At 37.5% G+C, this 15,717-nt stretch carries 11 protein-coding genes; 3 read left to right on the top strand and 8 right to left on the bottom strand.

The genetic code is table 11. The features are described from left to right. Window positions 1-3: 3 nt before the first annotated feature. The 3 genes from GQR54_RS02685 to GQR54_RS02675 are packed head-to-tail and all read right to left on the bottom strand — an operon-like array spanning window position 4 to window position 5,151. Window positions 4-4,506: an EAL domain-containing protein gene (locus GQR54_RS02685; RefSeq protein WP_166376463.1), complete on the bottom strand. Its 4,503-nt coding sequence runs from the start codon at window positions 4,504-4,506 to the stop codon at window positions 4-6. Window positions 4,507-4,531: 25 nt separating this feature from the next. After that, window positions 4,532-4,933, bottom strand: a complete 402-nt coding sequence (locus GQR54_RS02680; protein ID WP_010553303.1) for a GNAT family N-acetyltransferase — start codon at window positions 4,931-4,933, stop codon at window positions 4,532-4,534. 14 nt (window positions 4,934-4,947) lie between these two features. Continuing rightward, window positions 4,948-5,151, bottom strand: a complete 204-nt coding sequence (locus GQR54_RS02675; RefSeq protein WP_002962585.1) for a DUF3283 family protein — start codon at window positions 5,149-5,151, stop codon at window positions 4,948-4,950. 118 nt (window positions 5,152-5,269) lie between these two features. Between GQR54_RS02675 and GQR54_RS02670 the strand changes: the two genes are divergently transcribed. Next, complete coding sequence (locus tag GQR54_RS02670; RefSeq protein WP_007586939.1) at window positions 5,270-5,968, top strand: transporter substrate-binding domain-containing protein; 699 nt, start codon at window positions 5,270-5,272, stop codon at window positions 5,966-5,968. Here the strand turns inward: GQR54_RS02670 and GQR54_RS02665 are convergent. Next, a complete protein-coding gene (locus GQR54_RS02665; protein ID WP_166376462.1) occupies window positions 5,965-6,210 on the bottom strand; it encodes a DUF1289 domain-containing protein in 246 nt (81 codons plus the stop codon). The two genes, GQR54_RS02670 and GQR54_RS02665, sit on opposite strands and share 4 nt — an antisense overlap. Window positions 6,211-6,315: 105 nt before the next feature. Then, the gene (locus tag GQR54_RS02660) at window positions 6,316-7,449 is read right to left on the bottom strand and encodes a 1-acyl-sn-glycerol-3-phosphate acyltransferase (RefSeq protein WP_024590668.1); all 1,134 of its coding nucleotides are present in this window, start codon (window positions 7,447-7,449) and stop codon (window positions 6,316-6,318) included. 386 nt (window positions 7,450-7,835) lie between these two features. Between GQR54_RS02660 and GQR54_RS02655 the strand changes: the two genes are divergently transcribed. Both GQR54_RS02655 and GQR54_RS02650 read left to right on the top strand, forming a co-directional pair. Beyond that, window positions 7,836-8,780, top strand: coding sequence for a D-2-hydroxyacid dehydrogenase (locus GQR54_RS02655; RefSeq protein ID WP_166376461.1), 945 nt, complete (start codon window positions 7,836-7,838; stop codon window positions 8,778-8,780). Between the two features lie 185 nt (window positions 8,781-8,965). Then, entirely contained in the window at window positions 8,966-9,346 is a 381-nt protein-coding gene (locus tag GQR54_RS02650) for a DUF3192 domain-containing protein (RefSeq protein ID WP_024596200.1), read from the top strand. Between the two features lie 65 nt (window positions 9,347-9,411). On the opposite strand, the gene GQR54_RS02645 is transcribed toward GQR54_RS02650, so the two are convergent. From GQR54_RS02645 to GQR54_RS02635, 3 genes are read right to left on the bottom strand one after another with little or no spacing between them, the layout of a single operon-like run. Next, entirely contained in the window at window positions 9,412-10,311 is a 900-nt protein-coding gene (locus tag GQR54_RS02645; RefSeq protein WP_166376460.1) for a diguanylate cyclase, read from the bottom strand. Next, entirely contained in the window at window positions 10,295-14,104 is a 3,810-nt protein-coding gene (locus GQR54_RS02640; protein WP_197192421.1) for an ATP-binding protein, read from the bottom strand. Before GQR54_RS02640 ends, GQR54_RS02645 begins: the two co-directional genes overlap by 17 nt. A gap of 51 nt (window positions 14,105-14,155) precedes the next feature. Further along, on the bottom strand, window positions 14,156-15,553 hold the full coding sequence (locus GQR54_RS02635; protein WP_166376458.1) for a PhoH family protein: 1,398 nt from the start codon (window positions 15,551-15,553) through the stop codon (window positions 14,156-14,158). Window positions 15,554-15,717 lie beyond the last annotated feature (164 nt).

The following is a 15,717-nucleotide window of genomic DNA, read 5'->3' as shown; positions in this document are numbered from 1 at the left end:
TTATTAATTAAATATATCACTCCAATTGCGATTAATAAGCGGTAGTACTTCGGTATTAGGTACCGGTTTACTAAATAAGTACCCTTGAAAATGCATGCATCCTCGCGCCTTTAAAAAGGCGAGTTGGTGCGAGCTTTCTACGCCTTCAGCTACACATTCTTTACCTAAACTATCTGCAAGCGCGAGTATTGATTGAATAATAGCTTCATCGTCAGAATCTATGCCTATGTCTTGTACAAAGCTTCTATCTATTTTTAATACATCAATAGGAAAACGCTTTAAATAAGTAAGCGATGCGTAACCCGTACCAAAATCATCCATATACAATCTACAGCCCAACTTTTTAAGTTGTTCCATGCTGTGTAGCGCTTCTTTTGAATCACGCATTAATATTGATTCGGTTATTTCAAAAACAATTGCCTCAGACGACACTCCTGAATTACTTAACGCTTTTTTAATTTCAGGAACAAGGTCTTTAAACTCAAAATCAAGAGCCGATAAATTAATAGATAAATACAGGCTAGGTGAGGCTTTTCGCCACTCTTTTAGCTCTAATAAAGCGCGCGCAAAAGTCTGCAGCATAATTTTTGTAATTAGGCCTATACCTTCTGCTGCCACCGAAAATTCTTGAGTTTGCACAAGCTTATTTTCAGGCCAACGCAGCAGTACTTCAAAGCCTTCTGTTTTTTGACTTTCAGCGTTAATGATAGGCTGGTAGTAATTACAAAATTCTTCTTCTTGATACGCTTTAGTTAGCTGAGACTCAAGATGCAGCGCTCTTTGAACATGCTGATTCATCTCTTGCTTATAAAACTGATAACGCCCCTCTAAAGAGTCTTTTGCATGATATAACGCTATGCTCGCAGCTTTTAAAAGCGCAGAGCCTTGCTGAGCATCATCTGGTGATATAGACACACCAATACTTAAATTAACGTTTACAACTTGGCCATTAATCGTAATATTTTGATTCACACAATCCATCAACTTAGTGCATATAATGAGTACTTGTTCGATTTGCTGAATATCTTCCACCAGCACTACAAATTCATCGCCACCAAATCGAGCAACACTATCAGATGGACGCAAGGAGCATTTTAAACGCTCAGCGACTTCTTTAATTAGCTCATCAGCAACTGCATGCCCCAAAGAGTCATTAAAGTATTTAAAACGCTTAATATTTATATGTAATAAAGCAACTTTACATTCGTGCAATTTTGCTTGCTCAAGGGCGTGTTCAACGCGGTCATTAAATAACGTACGATTTGGCAACCCTGTTAATGCATCGTAGTTGGCCAATAAGTGCAGCTCGTTTTCGGCTGATTTTTGTGCGTTTATATCGGTTAAAATAATGACATAACTATTAAGGCGCTGTTCGTTATCGGCCACTGCACTTATTTTCACAAGTACATGACGCGACTCACCACTTGCTAAAACTACACTGTCTTCACACGAAAAGTGTTCTCCAATAGATAGCTTTTGCATTATGCGTAAATAATCAAAACGATTGCTGCGCGATATACCTAAATTTAATGCTCGACTAGATAACGACTCAGCAGAGAAGTTAAAGGCGGTTTGCAGTGATTTATTAGAAGCCCGAATATTTAAATTTTTATCGAGGATAAACACCCAATCACGTGTTTGCTCAAATGCTGCCGTAAATAATAAAGCGTGTTCTTCAAACACCATCTCACGGGTCATATTTGTGTAGGTACCCGCTACTTTTTGTGGCGTTTTATCATCCCACTCAACTACTTTTCCAAAATCTTTATACCAGCGCCAATAGCCTTTTGCATGGCGCAGGCGGTAGGTGCAATTAAAGTAACCTTTATCGGTAGATAAAAACTCAAGCCACTCTAAGCGAAATAGCTGTTTGTCTTGCGGATGAATTTTAGATAAATATTCATCAAGGCTCACGGTTTCATTTTCGTAGCCTAACTCACTCGCTAAGCGAGGTTGGTAAATACTTGGATTACTTGATTCCCAATCCCAAACACCCGATTCGCTGCCTTCAAGCGCTAGCTTTAAACGCGCTTCGCTTTCTTTACTTTCTTTATTTGCTGCCAATAAAATACGCTGAATTTTATTACGGCGCATAACCCACATGGCAACAAAGCCAATAAACAGCATGCCGTAAAGCACCATAAAATAAGGTGCACGCCAAAGCGGATACTTTACTTTTATTTTTAAAATAGCAGGCGAGGTATATTCGCCAGTCAGGGGGTCTTTAGCCCAAACTTTTAATTGATAATTACCTGGATTCAATTTTGGAAACAATACACGGTTGTTATTTCGGGTATAACTTTTTTGTCCGTTATCAAGTTGATACTCATAAATGATGCGTTCTTGATTACTAAATGCCATGGCCGAAAATGCAACTTCAAGCCCTATATCATCATGGTTTAAAACAACCTCGTTGAGCGGTTGTTTTAGATCAAGCGATAAATCTCGTGACATTAAATCAACTCGCGTAATATTTACGTGATCAATAAGCGACTGATAGTTTTGGTTTTCCATTGGATGAAAATAAGTAAAACCTTTTAAGCTACCATACGCAATATGGCCATCTTTAAGCTGTGCCATGGCGTTGCTATTAAACTCAGCAGAGAGTAGCCCTTCTGATGTAGAAAATTGCTGAAAATGAAGTGTTTCTGGGTTTAATCGCCAAATGCCTTTATGGCTACTCATCCAGATCATGCCATCATCATCTAGCACCATATCGTATAGCAGAGTGCCTAATTTATTCCTCTCTAAATCGATTGTATGGACTAATTGATAGGTAGATGCGTCAAGGCCTATTAAGCCGAAATTAGAAAGTGATATCCACAATATATTGTTGTTATCAATTAAGTAAGAAAGCACACTAATGGCTACGTTTTCATGCTGTTTTGGCACTTTATAAATCATTTTAAGTGCTAAATCACTTGGGTTCACTTGGTATAAAATACCGGCATTAAAAAATAATGGTGAATCTGGTTTATTGCTCAGCGCAGGTAAAAAACCATGGGCTAAAAAGGGTTCAAATTGATCAAACTGGCCACCCAAACGCGTTATTACTTGAGAATCTATATTGTATATAAATACCCCATGATCTGAGTGCACAAAGTATAGATCGCCATTTGGCATTAATGTAACGCCATGTACCCTACCGGTAATTAACTCCTGATTAGCAGGGTTATGTACTTTAGGTTCGCTAACTTGATGCGTTACAGGGTCAAAAATAAACAAACCACGATTTGTATAAAGCCATAAATTATTTTTATAAGGCGTTATTTCATATACGGTAAACTCAGTGGTGAGTAAGTCGACTTTGTAATCTTTTAAATAAGCTTTACCAATATTTGTTTTTAAATCAACCTCGGTAATACCGTTATGCGTTGCAAGCCAAAGTTTGTCTTTATATTCGGTAATCCCCCAGATAGAGTGATGCGATAAACCATCCCCCCCGAGCAAAGTGCCATCGACATTATTAAAATGGTAGCTGTCATGAGATAAGTAAAACGCACCGTCGGTTTTAGTCGCAACCCACGTACCACCCGATTTATCTTTTGCCATATCAATAATACTGGTATCGGCAAGTGTGTACTTACTTTGGGCTATTCGAGTGTTTTTAATCATCTCCCCGGTGTTTAAATCAAATTTAAACAAGCCTTTGTCGGTAGCTAAATCTATTGTTCCGTGTTCGTTTACTATGCTCCAAACATTTAAATCGCTTAGTAATACTTTACTTTTAAAAGGTAAATCTGGGCGTTCAAACATTTTTGATAAGTTACTAATATCAACTTCGTATAAGCCTTGTACCGCCCCTACTAACAACTGTTTATTTTCACCTAATGCGAAAGACTTAACATTATTTTGGTAAATATGTTCAGCTTCACCTTTTAAATGCTGCAGGGGTCTAACTTGCTCTGTGGCAATATCAAATACGTATGCGCCATGGCTTGTACCTATAAATATATAACCATTGTAAGCAAACAGCTTTCTCACAAGGGTATTTTTATATTTAGCAGGCAGCTCAAAAATAGTTGTGATTTTTCCGGTTGCGATATCAAGCTTTGCAAAATCGCGGCCTCGCCCAATCCAAAGTGTTTTTTTATCAACTGCCACCATACTAAAAACAGACTGATTGATAATTTCTTCTTCACTGGTAGGTTTTTCTAGAAATTGCTGATATGAATCTGTTACGGGGTCGTATCTAAATAGGCCTGCAAGTAAAGAGGCTATCCAAATGTGCCCTTGAGGGTCTTGGTAAATACGATCAATGATCGCTTCTTCTAATTCACCATTAGGGCCGTTTATTGGAATAACTTGATAGCCATCATAACGATTAAGCCCAGCCTCAGTAGAAAGCCAAAGGTAACCATTAGTGTCGATAAGCATTGTATTAACGTAGCTTTGCGATAAGCCTTCGCTTGGAGATAAACGTTTTACTTGTGCGCCTACTTGGCAACTTAGGATAGTTATTAAAACTACAAAGCAACTAATGATCCCATTAACGCATTTACTCATGCTTATTCCATATTATTATTTATTATTATGGGTACTCTAGAGCGACTATATTTCGATGTTTGTAAGTATCAAAAAGTACTTGTAAAGCAAGAGTATATGTTAACACCTGGTTAAAACCAATAGCACAATATAAATCAACTACGTTTTTATATGCGAAGGTATTAATCATCTTATCTTGCGACTTTAAGAGTGTTGATAATAGCTGTTTAGCAACACCTTTACCGCGATGTTCCAGCGCAACAAACACGGTAGATAAAAATAAAAACTCTGTTTTATCTTGCAGCCTACATGCTGCAACTATTTCATTATTATAGTAAGTAACCCATACCTTATCTTGTTTATTAGCCCGTCCTCTTACATTATGTTTTTTATAAAATTTATTAACGAGTGGAACTTTTAGCCCATCCAGCAATTCAACTATATACATTTTTATATCAACACTTAGCTAAGCATTAGCGCTAAATATTGCTCAAATTTTTGCTTCAAAACCATTTGTTCAGCCATTGGACGGCTATGGATTGTATTATAAACTTGCTCTCTCGTTTTTTTATTTCGCTTAATTTGATACGCCCAAAAAGACGCTTCATAATCTAACTGAATTTGGTATTTTTCTTCACGTGGCAATAGGCATAAATTAAAACTCACAATACTTCCTCATTCGCTTTTAAAATTATTTGATTAACCCCGAAACTGGGCAAGAGGTAATCTCCTTGTTATTATACGCGTCTTATTTTATTTATTTCTGTAGTAATTGGAACTGATAATGAATAGACATTTTAGTATCTTGTTATTATTGGTAAATTTATTTTTTAGTGCCTCTTGTTTTAGTCATCAATACAACCTCACTTTTAATCGTCCGCAAAGTACACCACAAGCTGATTATGCCTTAGAGTTATTAAAGTTAGCATACGCAGATATCGGTTTTAAAATACATATAATCGATTTTAGTCACCAAAATGCTTTGCTAGCTGCAAATAATGGCGTACTTGATGGGCAGTTAGGAAGAGATGCAAGCGTTGAAGAAAATTACGAAAACTTGATTAGGGTCGATTATGAGCTCTTTAAGTTTGACTTAGTATTATATAAAAACTGTTTACCTAGCAGTTTAGAACAGCTCGATAGCGTCGCAATTGTTGATGGCTACCCTGTCCAAGAACATTATTTAGCAAGCACACAGTTTGCAGGGAATATTATTAAAGTTAAAAGCATGAATACCCAACTTAATTTGCTTGCTCAGAAAAAAGTACAGGGAGCTTTAATGATTAATTTTATAATGCAAAACAATGAGCTACCTTCACCTCAAGGTTGCTTTGTAAAAGAAGTGCTGAATACTTATCCGCTTTATCATTATTTAAATAAGCGTAATGAAAACTTGGTAGAAAAGCTTAAAATGTCATTAATTAACTTAACTAACAATGGCACTGTGTACGCACTAAGAGCCAAGTATGGATTAAGCTTTTAAAAGTCGAACCCTTGCTGCTGCGCCTGTGTGCTTAGCACTGCATTTTGCTGCTTTTTTTGAAGATAACGTTTGTAGCGCTGCTGGCACAAACTAAGCACCTTCTTTTTTTGGTCGTTCGTTAAGGTATTCCACGAAAAGCGTTCATCCCGACTACGATAACACCCTTTGCAATACCCTCTGTTATTAACTAAGCAAATACTCTTGCAAGGACTTGGAATATCAAATATTTCAATTTGTTGCATGCATAAGTACCGCCCAGTTGAAGAGGAGGTATTAGTATAGCGTTATTTTTGAGCAAAAAAAAAGCAGCAATTTAATTGCTGCTTAATTTCATTGAGCTGTGAGTATTAATGTTCACAGCTATTAGTATTTATCTCTGTTTTACGGTGAAATGGCTTAGCGTACATAGCTAGCACTAATGGTTTTAACTCTTCAGGTACACAAGCTAAACGTTGTTCAAATGTCGCTGTATCAGGAGAGTCTATTACCGCATCTTTACAACCACCAGCGATGTAATTGCCTGGGTGTAAATAAAACGAATCAACAATTTGCCTATCAATTGTTTTAGCAAGCTCTTCAGCACTATCACATTTAGATTCAATTGGTTGCCCAAATGCTAAATGCACGTGCCCTTTAGCAGTACTAAAGCCTTCAACAATGCTCGCAATATCTTCACCAGCCGATTTAACGTACTCACCATGATGTTGCTTGTGGTAAAGCTCTTTGGCTTTAGCAATTGCACACGGCTCATATTGATAAGAAATAGAAACAGGCACTATTTTTAACTCTTTAATATAATCGCCAAACTCTTTCTTTTGTTTACGCCCATTTAATTGCAGCATCTTTAAAAGCGCAGGATCAGTTTGATCAAAACCGTCTTTTGCACGCCCTTCTTTTTGCGCAATCCAAATAGAATTTCCACCGACCACAGAATCGTAAATGTATGACGATAATTGAGTCAGTGCTTTTAACATCTCTTTTGGTGCTTTAGCAGAGCGCTTAACTATAAAGCTTTTATTTAGACGCATAAGCTCAGTAATGTAAGGTATTTGCAATAAATTATCGCCAATAGCAATACGCACTGTTTTCATTTTATGTTGGTATAAACCCCAGTTAACTAATGCAGGATCAAGCACTATGTCTCTGTGGTTTGAAATAAATAAATAGGCCTGGTTAGCATCTAACTGTTCTAACCCAGAAAAGGTAACCTTTGATGTGGTGCGTTTCACTAGTTTATCTAAGTATTGTGCCACTTCATTTTGCACATCTTCAACGGTGCTTACTTTGCCCCATTTTTTGCGTAACTGACTTCTTACCATTGGACGCGCAATAAAAGGCACTGCCGATAAAAAGCGCGGTAAATTATACTTTGCTATTACATCAATAAACGCATCATCGTTAATTAAACGTGTAAGCGACGCCGCAACTTCGTCGTCGTTGTATGGGCGTATATCTGCGTATTTATCTTCTAATTCACTCATTACTACATCTACAATGTTAAAAAACGGTACGCCAAAGCGCACCGTTTATGTCTATATCCGATTATAACTCAGCCAATCTAAAATGCGAAATAACCAAAAAAGCGATTTTATTTTTAGCAACTTGCTTTAAAGCCGAGTTTAATTACCTTCTATGACCATGAGCTTGCTCAAAAGTGCAAAAATCTGATCAGTCTAGCAAAATACCATGTTCTCAATCTGCTAGTGGGCAGACCACTAATACAAAGCCCTCTAATCATTTGGTAGTAATACCATTAACAAAGCCTTTCTTTCGTAGTACCTTAAGCTCGTATTTTAGATTTTTGATGGATCGTAGGCATCTTTTTACGATTTTAACTCTTTCAGATCCACTTATTTTAGGGCTCATAATGAACATTACTATTCTTGATAACGCAACGTTAGCTAAAACGTCTCTTACTTGTATTGAACAACTTGGTAAATTAACGACTTATGAACTTACTAGCCCAGAGCAAGTTATTGAACATTGCCAAGGCGCTGATGTATTAATCACTAATAAAGCCGTTTTAAATCGCGACACTATTAGCAAACTTACACAGCTTAAATTAATTTGTGTAAGTGCAACTGGTACTAATAATGTTGATCTAGAAGCCGCTAAAGAATTTGATATTGCCGTAACTAATGTAGCTGGCTATTCAACACCTTCTGTTGTTCAACATACGTTTTCTTTAATTACTAACTTACTGGGTAACACACACCGCTATCAGGCGGATTGCCAGCAAGGCGCGTGGCAAAAAAGTGAAATGTTTTGCATACTCGATTACAGCTTTAACGACTTACAAGGTAAAACATTTGCCATTATAGGCGGTGGTACGCTAGGTAAAGGCGTTGCTAAAGTGGCTGAGGCATTTGGCGCAAATGTTATTGTTGCAGAGCGCAAAGGTGTTAAATGTCGCGACGGTCGTACGCCTTTTGAAGACGTCATTAAAACAGCCGATATAATCAGCGTACACTGCCCGCTAACAGATGAAACACGTGATTTAATTGCACTTAATGAGCTTAAAATGATGAAGCCAAGCGCTATAATTATTAATACAGCACGTGGTGGAATTATTAACGAATCCGACTTAGCAACAGCGCTTGAGCAAAATCTAATTGCTGGAGCCGGTGTTGATGTACTAACTAAAGAACCTGCTGAGCTTTCAAACCCACTTGCTAATTACAAAGGTAATAACCTTTTACTTACTCCACATATAGCATGGGCAAGCACCGAATCTATTGTGCGTTTAATTAATGAAGTAAGTTTAAATATTGCTGCATTTAATAAAGGCGAATCACGCAACCGCTTGGTGTAGTGATTTTATTGTAGTAATCAAATAAGCTAAAAAATGGCTGTTTTTACTAATACATTTAATATTTTATTAGATAAAAACAGCTTAACCAATTTAACAAACTGATTAATAACAACTTATAAATATGGTCTACTCTTTGCTTTAATACAGCTAATAACCAATTAAAAATCTTATTAAGGTAAATAAAAATGAAAAAATCACTTTTAGCAGCCGCTTTAATCGCTCCATTTTTAACAGGCTGTGTTATTGCCGTATCAGATGGTGAAGCTGAGACTCATTGGGCTGGTAAGAATTCATCTAGCTGGCAAGCACAACATAAAAATAATCGTGAAGTTATATCAGAGCTAAAAATGGATAGCAGCTATCAATCTGTTTTAACGCAATTAAAAACGCCTAATTTCACAGAGCTATTAAAAAAAGATGACGATGTATACCAAGTACTTTTTTATGTAACTCACAGTAAGCACTCTGATTCGAAAACAACAAAAGATGAATGTACGCCACTTGTATTTAAAAATGATAAGTTAGTGGGCATTGGTGACACCGCTTTAGGTATGATCACGCAATAACCGACAAAAAGTAGTTGATACAAAAACGCCAATATAAATATTGGCGTTTTTTGTATATTAAATTTTTACCGTGCGACTATTCTATCCCGCCCTGCATCTTTGGCAGCATATAAGCCTAAATCGGCCTCTTCGAGTAATGCTTGTTCAGCATACACTCTACCTGTTTGAGTTGTAGCAATACCTATACTTATAGTGATGTGGTCTGCATTTAATGAGGCTTTATGTTCTATATTCAAAGCGTTTACCGCATTGCGTAATTTGTTAGCAAACTCCATAGCTTCATGCTTATCCATTCCAGGTAGCACAGCTGCAAATTCTTCGCCGCCATAACGAGCAATAAAGTCACTACCGCGTTCACATTGTGCTGCGAGTGCTTGCGCAACATTCTTTAAACATTCGTCACCTGCACGGTGTCCGTAACAATCGTTATAACGCTTAAAATGGTCTATATCCATAAGTAAAACCGACAGCGGCGTTCCATTGCGTTTACTGCGGCGCCATTCTCGTGATAAATTCTCATCGAGATAGCGTCTATTTGGAATTTCGGTTAAGCCATCTATTGAAGCTAGCATTTCTAGCAAATCATTTTTTTGTTTTATAAGTAATTGGTTACGTACCCTAACGCGAACGATAGAAGGACTAAATGGCTTAGTTATATAGTCCATTGCACCGAGCTCTAGACCCTTTGCTTCATCATCATGGCTGCGATTGGCTGATATAAATATGATAGGAATAGACTGAGTTATCGGGCTTTCTTTAAGCTCTACGAGTACTTGATAGCCGTCAATTCCGGGCATAATCACATCAAGGATTATTAAATCAACTTGCGCTGTTTTTACAAAGGTAAGTGCTTTTTCACCACTTTCAACCAAGAACACGTCGTGTTCTCCTTTAAGTGTTTTTTCAAGTACTAATCTGTTGATTGGATCATCATCTACAATAAGTACTTTAGCTCTTTTCGACATCCCTAACCCCTAACCCTTTAATAAAAACAATTACCTGTTCTAACTGCATAATAAGCTCTTTGAGTGTTATTTCAATAGGCTTGTTAGTTGTTTTAATCTCTCTTTCACATAATAAAGCACAGTGTGATAGTCGTCTAAAACCTAAATTACCTGCAACACCTTTTATACTATGCACTAAGCGTACCAAATCATCTTTATTGGTTGTTTCTTCAATTTGAGATAATTGTGTTTCACACAAGCTAGCAAACTTATCAATCATTGTATTGAGGAGCTTTTCATCCATACTAAACTGCGTTAATGCGAATGATTTTTCAAAAAAGCTTGGTTTAACTAAGTTTAAATCGGCAATTGCATCAATAAGTACCTTAGCAACAACCGGTTTAGTTAAATGCTTATTCATACCGCACTTTAAAGAACGCTCAATATCCGCAGGTTCACAATGGGCCGTTAATGCAAAAATAGGCAGTTGTTTTGCGTCAAACTGTTGACGAATTAAAGCCGTTGCTTGGCAGCCATCTATTTGAGGCATTTGCACATCCATCAATATTAAATCTGGCTTTAAAACATGTAGTAATTCCATGCCAATCGATGCGCTTAAAGCCGTAACAACACTTACATTTGCTTGGCGTAATACACTACTAATTATTTCTAAATTAAGCTGATTATCATCAATTGCTAATACAAGTAGACCCGATATATCAGCTTTAATTTCAGTTATATTATGTATTGGAGTATAGGTATCGACTTTTGGCTTTTGCACCGTGTTCAAACTAAATAACCTTTGCCCTAACGCCGATGCTTTAACGTGATGCGCTGCTAGATGCTCACTCGTTGGTAAATTAAGCGTGTGCTGATGATTAATAATAATCACCGATGTTTCTTTAGCTGACAACGAATCATTAATCGCTTCAATATTTAACAGTGCTGGTAGGTCTGCAGCATCTATTATTATCTGCTGAACATTGGAGAGTTTAATTGGGTATTTTAGTACTTCATCTAAATTAATATTAGCAAATTCTTTATACGCATTTGTTACTTCTTTAAGCTCTTTACTTTGCTCAGATAAAATAGCCAAAGTGTTAGTCGGTAACATCGTGTTTTTAGTGGTATCAACTAAAAAGCTAATGCTGAAATAAAACTCACAACCTTGGCCTTTTTTACTCTTTAAAGCAATTTCACCCCCCATTAACGACACGGCATGTTTAACAATCGCTAAACCGAGTCCAACACCTTGATGTATGCGTGTTGAAGATTCATCACCTTGCGTAAAGGCGTCAAATAAACGCCTTTGATCGGCTTCATCTATGCCCATACCGGTATCAATTACTTTAAAGCAAATATGCTGTTGCTCTAGGCTATCGCTTTCAATAAGTTCCATTTTTAAAGTGATAGAACCTGTTTTTGTAAACTTAACAGCATTTGTTAATAAATTACCTAATATTTGCTGTAAGCGAATGCTGTCGCATATCAAATCAGGCGCTATTAACGGGTCAATATCAATAACAAATTCAATACCTTTTCCTTCGCACAATGGAGCCGTTAAACTTTCACAAATATCCACCAGCTCAACCATACTAAAAGATGCTTGTTTTAAATCGGTTTGCGAACTTTCTATGCGTGCAAAATCAAGCATTCTATTGAGCATTAGCAACAAGCTTTGTGCTGCATGCTTAGCTTGATCCGTTTGTTGTAATTGCTTTTGCGTTAATCCTTGCTCAATAAGCATATCAAGCAGCCCTAAAACAGCATTAAGAGGAGTGCGTATTTCATGACTTAAATTGGCTATAAAGCGACTTTTAGCAAGGGTTGCTCGTTCGGCATCTAGTTTCGATTTAGTTAATGCGCTCACATCCTGAATGTGAATAACGTAATAAGCTGGGTCGCGGTTTTCATCCCATACAAGCGATACACTCAGTTGCAACCAACTTGTTAAGCGCCCTTGAGCAAGCGTTAAGTGGTATACGCGTTTTTTGTCATCTAGCAATTGCGCTAAAGTGCTTTTTATTTGCTGCCATTGAGTATCGTCAAACAATGCTTTTAACTGCTCACCAACCAGTACTGGCTGTTCAGAAAACTGCTTTCTTGCCGCTTTATTTACTTGTAATATTGTGTGCTCAAGCGAGAGTAAAACCACGCAGTTAGCCGCAAATTCAATCGCACTTCTAAATTTAGATTCTGATGCTTTTAAGGCCAATAATGCTTGTTGCTGTTCGGTAATATCGCGACCAATACCCATAGTCCCCAACAGATGTTGGTGCTCGTTATAAAAAGGTGCAATAGTAAGTTGATACGTTTTTTTATCGGTTTCTATTCGCTGTTCAACACTGTTTCTATTTTGTAATACTTGTTTTTCAAGCGCATTTATTTGTTGATCGTTATCACCTAAATCATCTACATATTTACCGACTAATGCAGTTTGATCTTTACCGATGTACGCCTCAAATGCTTTATTGCATCCTAAGAATGATCCATCAATATTTTTAAAATAAATAAGATCTGGCACACTGTTTAGCATAGTGTTGAGCAAAGCCAAGTGGCGCTCTTTTGCTTCGTAACTGCGGCTTAGTTTTTCTGATTGCAACTGAACCTGGTCGTCCAGAGCTTTATTTGTACTTTGTAATGAATCAACTAACTGTTTGTTTTTAGTAAATACACGCTTCACTTTAGAAAACCAAGGCTGCCAGCTCAGCGGTACTTTATAATCGAGCTGCACTTCTTGCTGTGTACCGTTACTCTCTAGGTACGACATTAAGTGAGTCATTGGCTTAATAAAAATGCGCTGACTTAACCAAAAAAACACGCCAAACATAATACTTAAAAATAGCGTTAAAAATGCGAACTCTAATAGTATTTCATACTTAATTGGGCTTATTAATTGGGGTTTGTGCTCGTAAAATGCTGCGTGAATAGGTAACTCATCCATAGGCTGCATAAAGTAATTACTATCACTAGTTAATACTGTTTTTTTACTATGGTGCTGGGCCAAATCAGGCCAATAATTTTTTAATGCTGTTGCTTGCTCTATTAACTGTTTAGAGCTGGCGATAACTTGATGTGATTGGTTCATAAAAACGTATTCACCACTGTTCGGTGAAACCTTTTTTAACCACCCAGAAATTGCCTGAACATCATAAATCAAAATAATGTAATCGGCTGAGCCAGTGCTTCGCTGTCGGCCAATAGCAAAATACGATTTATCATTCACTTTAACAATGGGACTTGAAGTAAGTTTGTTTGGTGAAAATTTTGGCTTGAATTTTCCATTTAGAATTTCAGTAAGCATTAAACTTTGGCTTTTGTTGCGCCTGCTTACATAAGCAAAACCATTATTATCAACATACGCTACAGCAGACAACGACTGCATTAATGCAAGCGTTGTATTAAACGAAGGCCCTAATGTAATAGCCTGCTGCCACTGCATTAATGCCTTAGCAGATAACGCAAACTCCCCCTTACCTACAATTTCAGTGCCTTGCTCACTAAAGTGACGGTAATAGTAACCATCATATTGATTTATGCCCTCGAGTAAGCTTTGGTTTATTTTTGGATAGGTCGTTTGTTCGTATAAGCTAAACATGGTGGTAAGTAGATTGCTCACCGACTCCATCCCATGAGTAACCTGTGCTGAAACATTCGTAAAATCGGCTTCGCGTTTTTCAACCGCCCGCTCAAGCTTTATATTATATAAGTGCAAGCACAGTAAAAAAGCGACAATCAATGGCACTAAAAGCGCAATAAATAATGAACGATAATAATGCTTCAGAGGTAAAAAATTCAATGTACTGCCTGCCATTTGGCTCGAAAATCAATCGATAGACTATCGAGCCAATTTGTTAAGCGCAAGTTATAAATTTTCTTCTGCAAATGACGCTAAGCGACTACGTACAACACCGTTGAGGTTTATAGTTGCGCTGCCTTCAAAGTTTTTAAAGCGCTCTACTATGTACGTTAAGCCCGATGTTACTGGCGTTAAATAGTTACTATCAATTTGCGCCAAGTTACCCGTACAAATTAATTTAGTACCTTCGCCGCAGCGGGTAATAATCGTTTTAAGTTGAGATGCCGTTAAATTTTGGCTCTCATCTAAAATGACCACCGCATTTTGAATACTACGGCCGCGCATAAAGTTAACCGATTTAAACTGAACATTAGCCTTCTCCATAATGTAGTTTCGGCTTGATATCGGATTTTCGTCGCCTTTGTGCAATACCTCCAGCGTATCGGTAATGGCTGCAAGCCATGGCGCCATTTTTTCCTCTTCGGTGCCTGGTAAAAAGCCAATGGACTCTGCTATTTCTGGCGTATTACGAGTGACTATTACTTTATCGTAAATACCTTTTTCGATGACCATTTCAAGAGCGCTGGCAAGTGCTAACAAGGTTTTACCGCACCCTGCTGGTCCTGTTAAAATAACAAGTTCAATACTTGTATCTAGCAGCGCATCAAGCGCCATTCCCTGATAAATATTTTTGGGCTTAACGCCCCATGCTTGTTGATGCATTAAACGCTCAATACCAATATCTTTGAGCGTTATGTGCTCGTCATCGTACGATTTAACACGCGCCGCAAACTGATCCCCTCCATCAAGTAAATATTCATTACAAAATACATCAGGTATTAAGTTTTTAGGCACATGATGAAGCGTATCTCGTCCGTGTTGCTGCGTATTACATTCCCCTACATGGTCCCAAAAATCACCTTCAATTTTTTTATAACCACTAGTGAGTAAGCTGATATCGTCAATAAGTTGATCGGTACGGTAATCCTCAACATATTTAAGCCCTGCGCCTTTGGCCTTTAAACGCATGTTTATGTCTTTTGTTACTAATATAACTTTTGAATCACTGTGCTGCTTTTGTAAATACACGGCGCAATTAATAATACGATGGTCGTTTTCGTTACCCGGCAAACCAGAAATCGAGTCGGCAAATAAATGGTCGTTTACAATAATGAGGGTACCTGCAGAGCTCGCTTTTGCCTTTTTGTTACTCGGCAGCGCCACGCCTTGTAGCATTTGCTCAGGCGTTGCATTTTTAAGTACCTCATCTAATCCACGAATAGCAACGCGCGCATCGCGGCTTACGTCGTGTTTTCTGTTTTTTATGTGGTCGAGTTCTTCAAGCACCGTCATCGGAATTACAACGTCATGTTCTTGAAAAGACAAATAAGCGAGGGGTTCGTGAAGTAGTACGTTGGTATCTAGCACATACATTTTACTTTCAAGGTTCGAAGCTTTTTCCATAGCACTTTCCTTACGTTTTATGATTTTTATGCTATACCAAAATAACTAAGTAAAACGGGCAAAACTTAAACCTGCAATACTTAATTGCCAAGGCATAATGTAAGTTTAGTCTATTTGTCATAAAAGTCCGTTTTATTACAAACTGTAATTAGTTTTGATTTACC

This window comes from Pseudoalteromonas sp. Z9A4, assembly GCF_011378845.1.
Taxonomy (GTDB): Bacteria; Pseudomonadota; Gammaproteobacteria; order Enterobacterales; family Alteromonadaceae; genus Pseudoalteromonas; species Pseudoalteromonas arctica.
Note: the sequence above shows the minus strand (reverse complement) of the source record. Positions and strands in the feature narration are given on the sequence as shown.

Coding starts and splice junctions, on each gene's coding strand:
- GQR54_RS02660 (WP_024590668.1), bottom strand. CDS start 7,449: ATGAGTGAATTAGAAGATAAATACGCAGATATACGCCCATACAACGAC.
- GQR54_RS02655 (WP_166376461.1), top strand. CDS start 7,836: ATGAACATTACTATTCTTGATAACGCAACGTTAGCTAAAACGTCTCTT.
- GQR54_RS02670 (WP_007586939.1), top strand. CDS start 5,270: ATGAATAGACATTTTAGTATCTTGTTATTATTGGTAAATTTATTTTTT.
- GQR54_RS02665 (WP_166376462.1), bottom strand. CDS start 6,210: ATGCAACAAATTGAAATATTTGATATTCCAAGTCCTTGCAAGAGTATT.
- GQR54_RS02685 (WP_166376463.1), bottom strand. CDS start 4,506: ATGAGTAAATGCGTTAATGGGATCATTAGTTGCTTTGTAGTTTTAATA.
- GQR54_RS02645 (WP_166376460.1), bottom strand. CDS start 10,311: ATGTCGAAAAGAGCTAAAGTACTTATTGTAGATGATGATCCAATCAAC.
- GQR54_RS02640 (WP_197192421.1), bottom strand. CDS start 14,104: ATGGCAGGCAGTACATTGAATTTTTTACCTCTGAAGCATTATTATCGT.
- GQR54_RS02635 (WP_166376458.1), bottom strand. CDS start 15,553: ATGGAAAAAGCTTCGAACCTTGAAAGTAAAATGTATGTGCTAGATACC.
- GQR54_RS02680 (WP_010553303.1), bottom strand. CDS start 4,933: ATGTATATAGTTGAATTGCTGGATGGGCTAAAAGTTCCACTCGTTAAT.
- GQR54_RS02650 (WP_024596200.1), top strand. CDS start 8,966: ATGAAAAAATCACTTTTAGCAGCCGCTTTAATCGCTCCATTTTTAACA.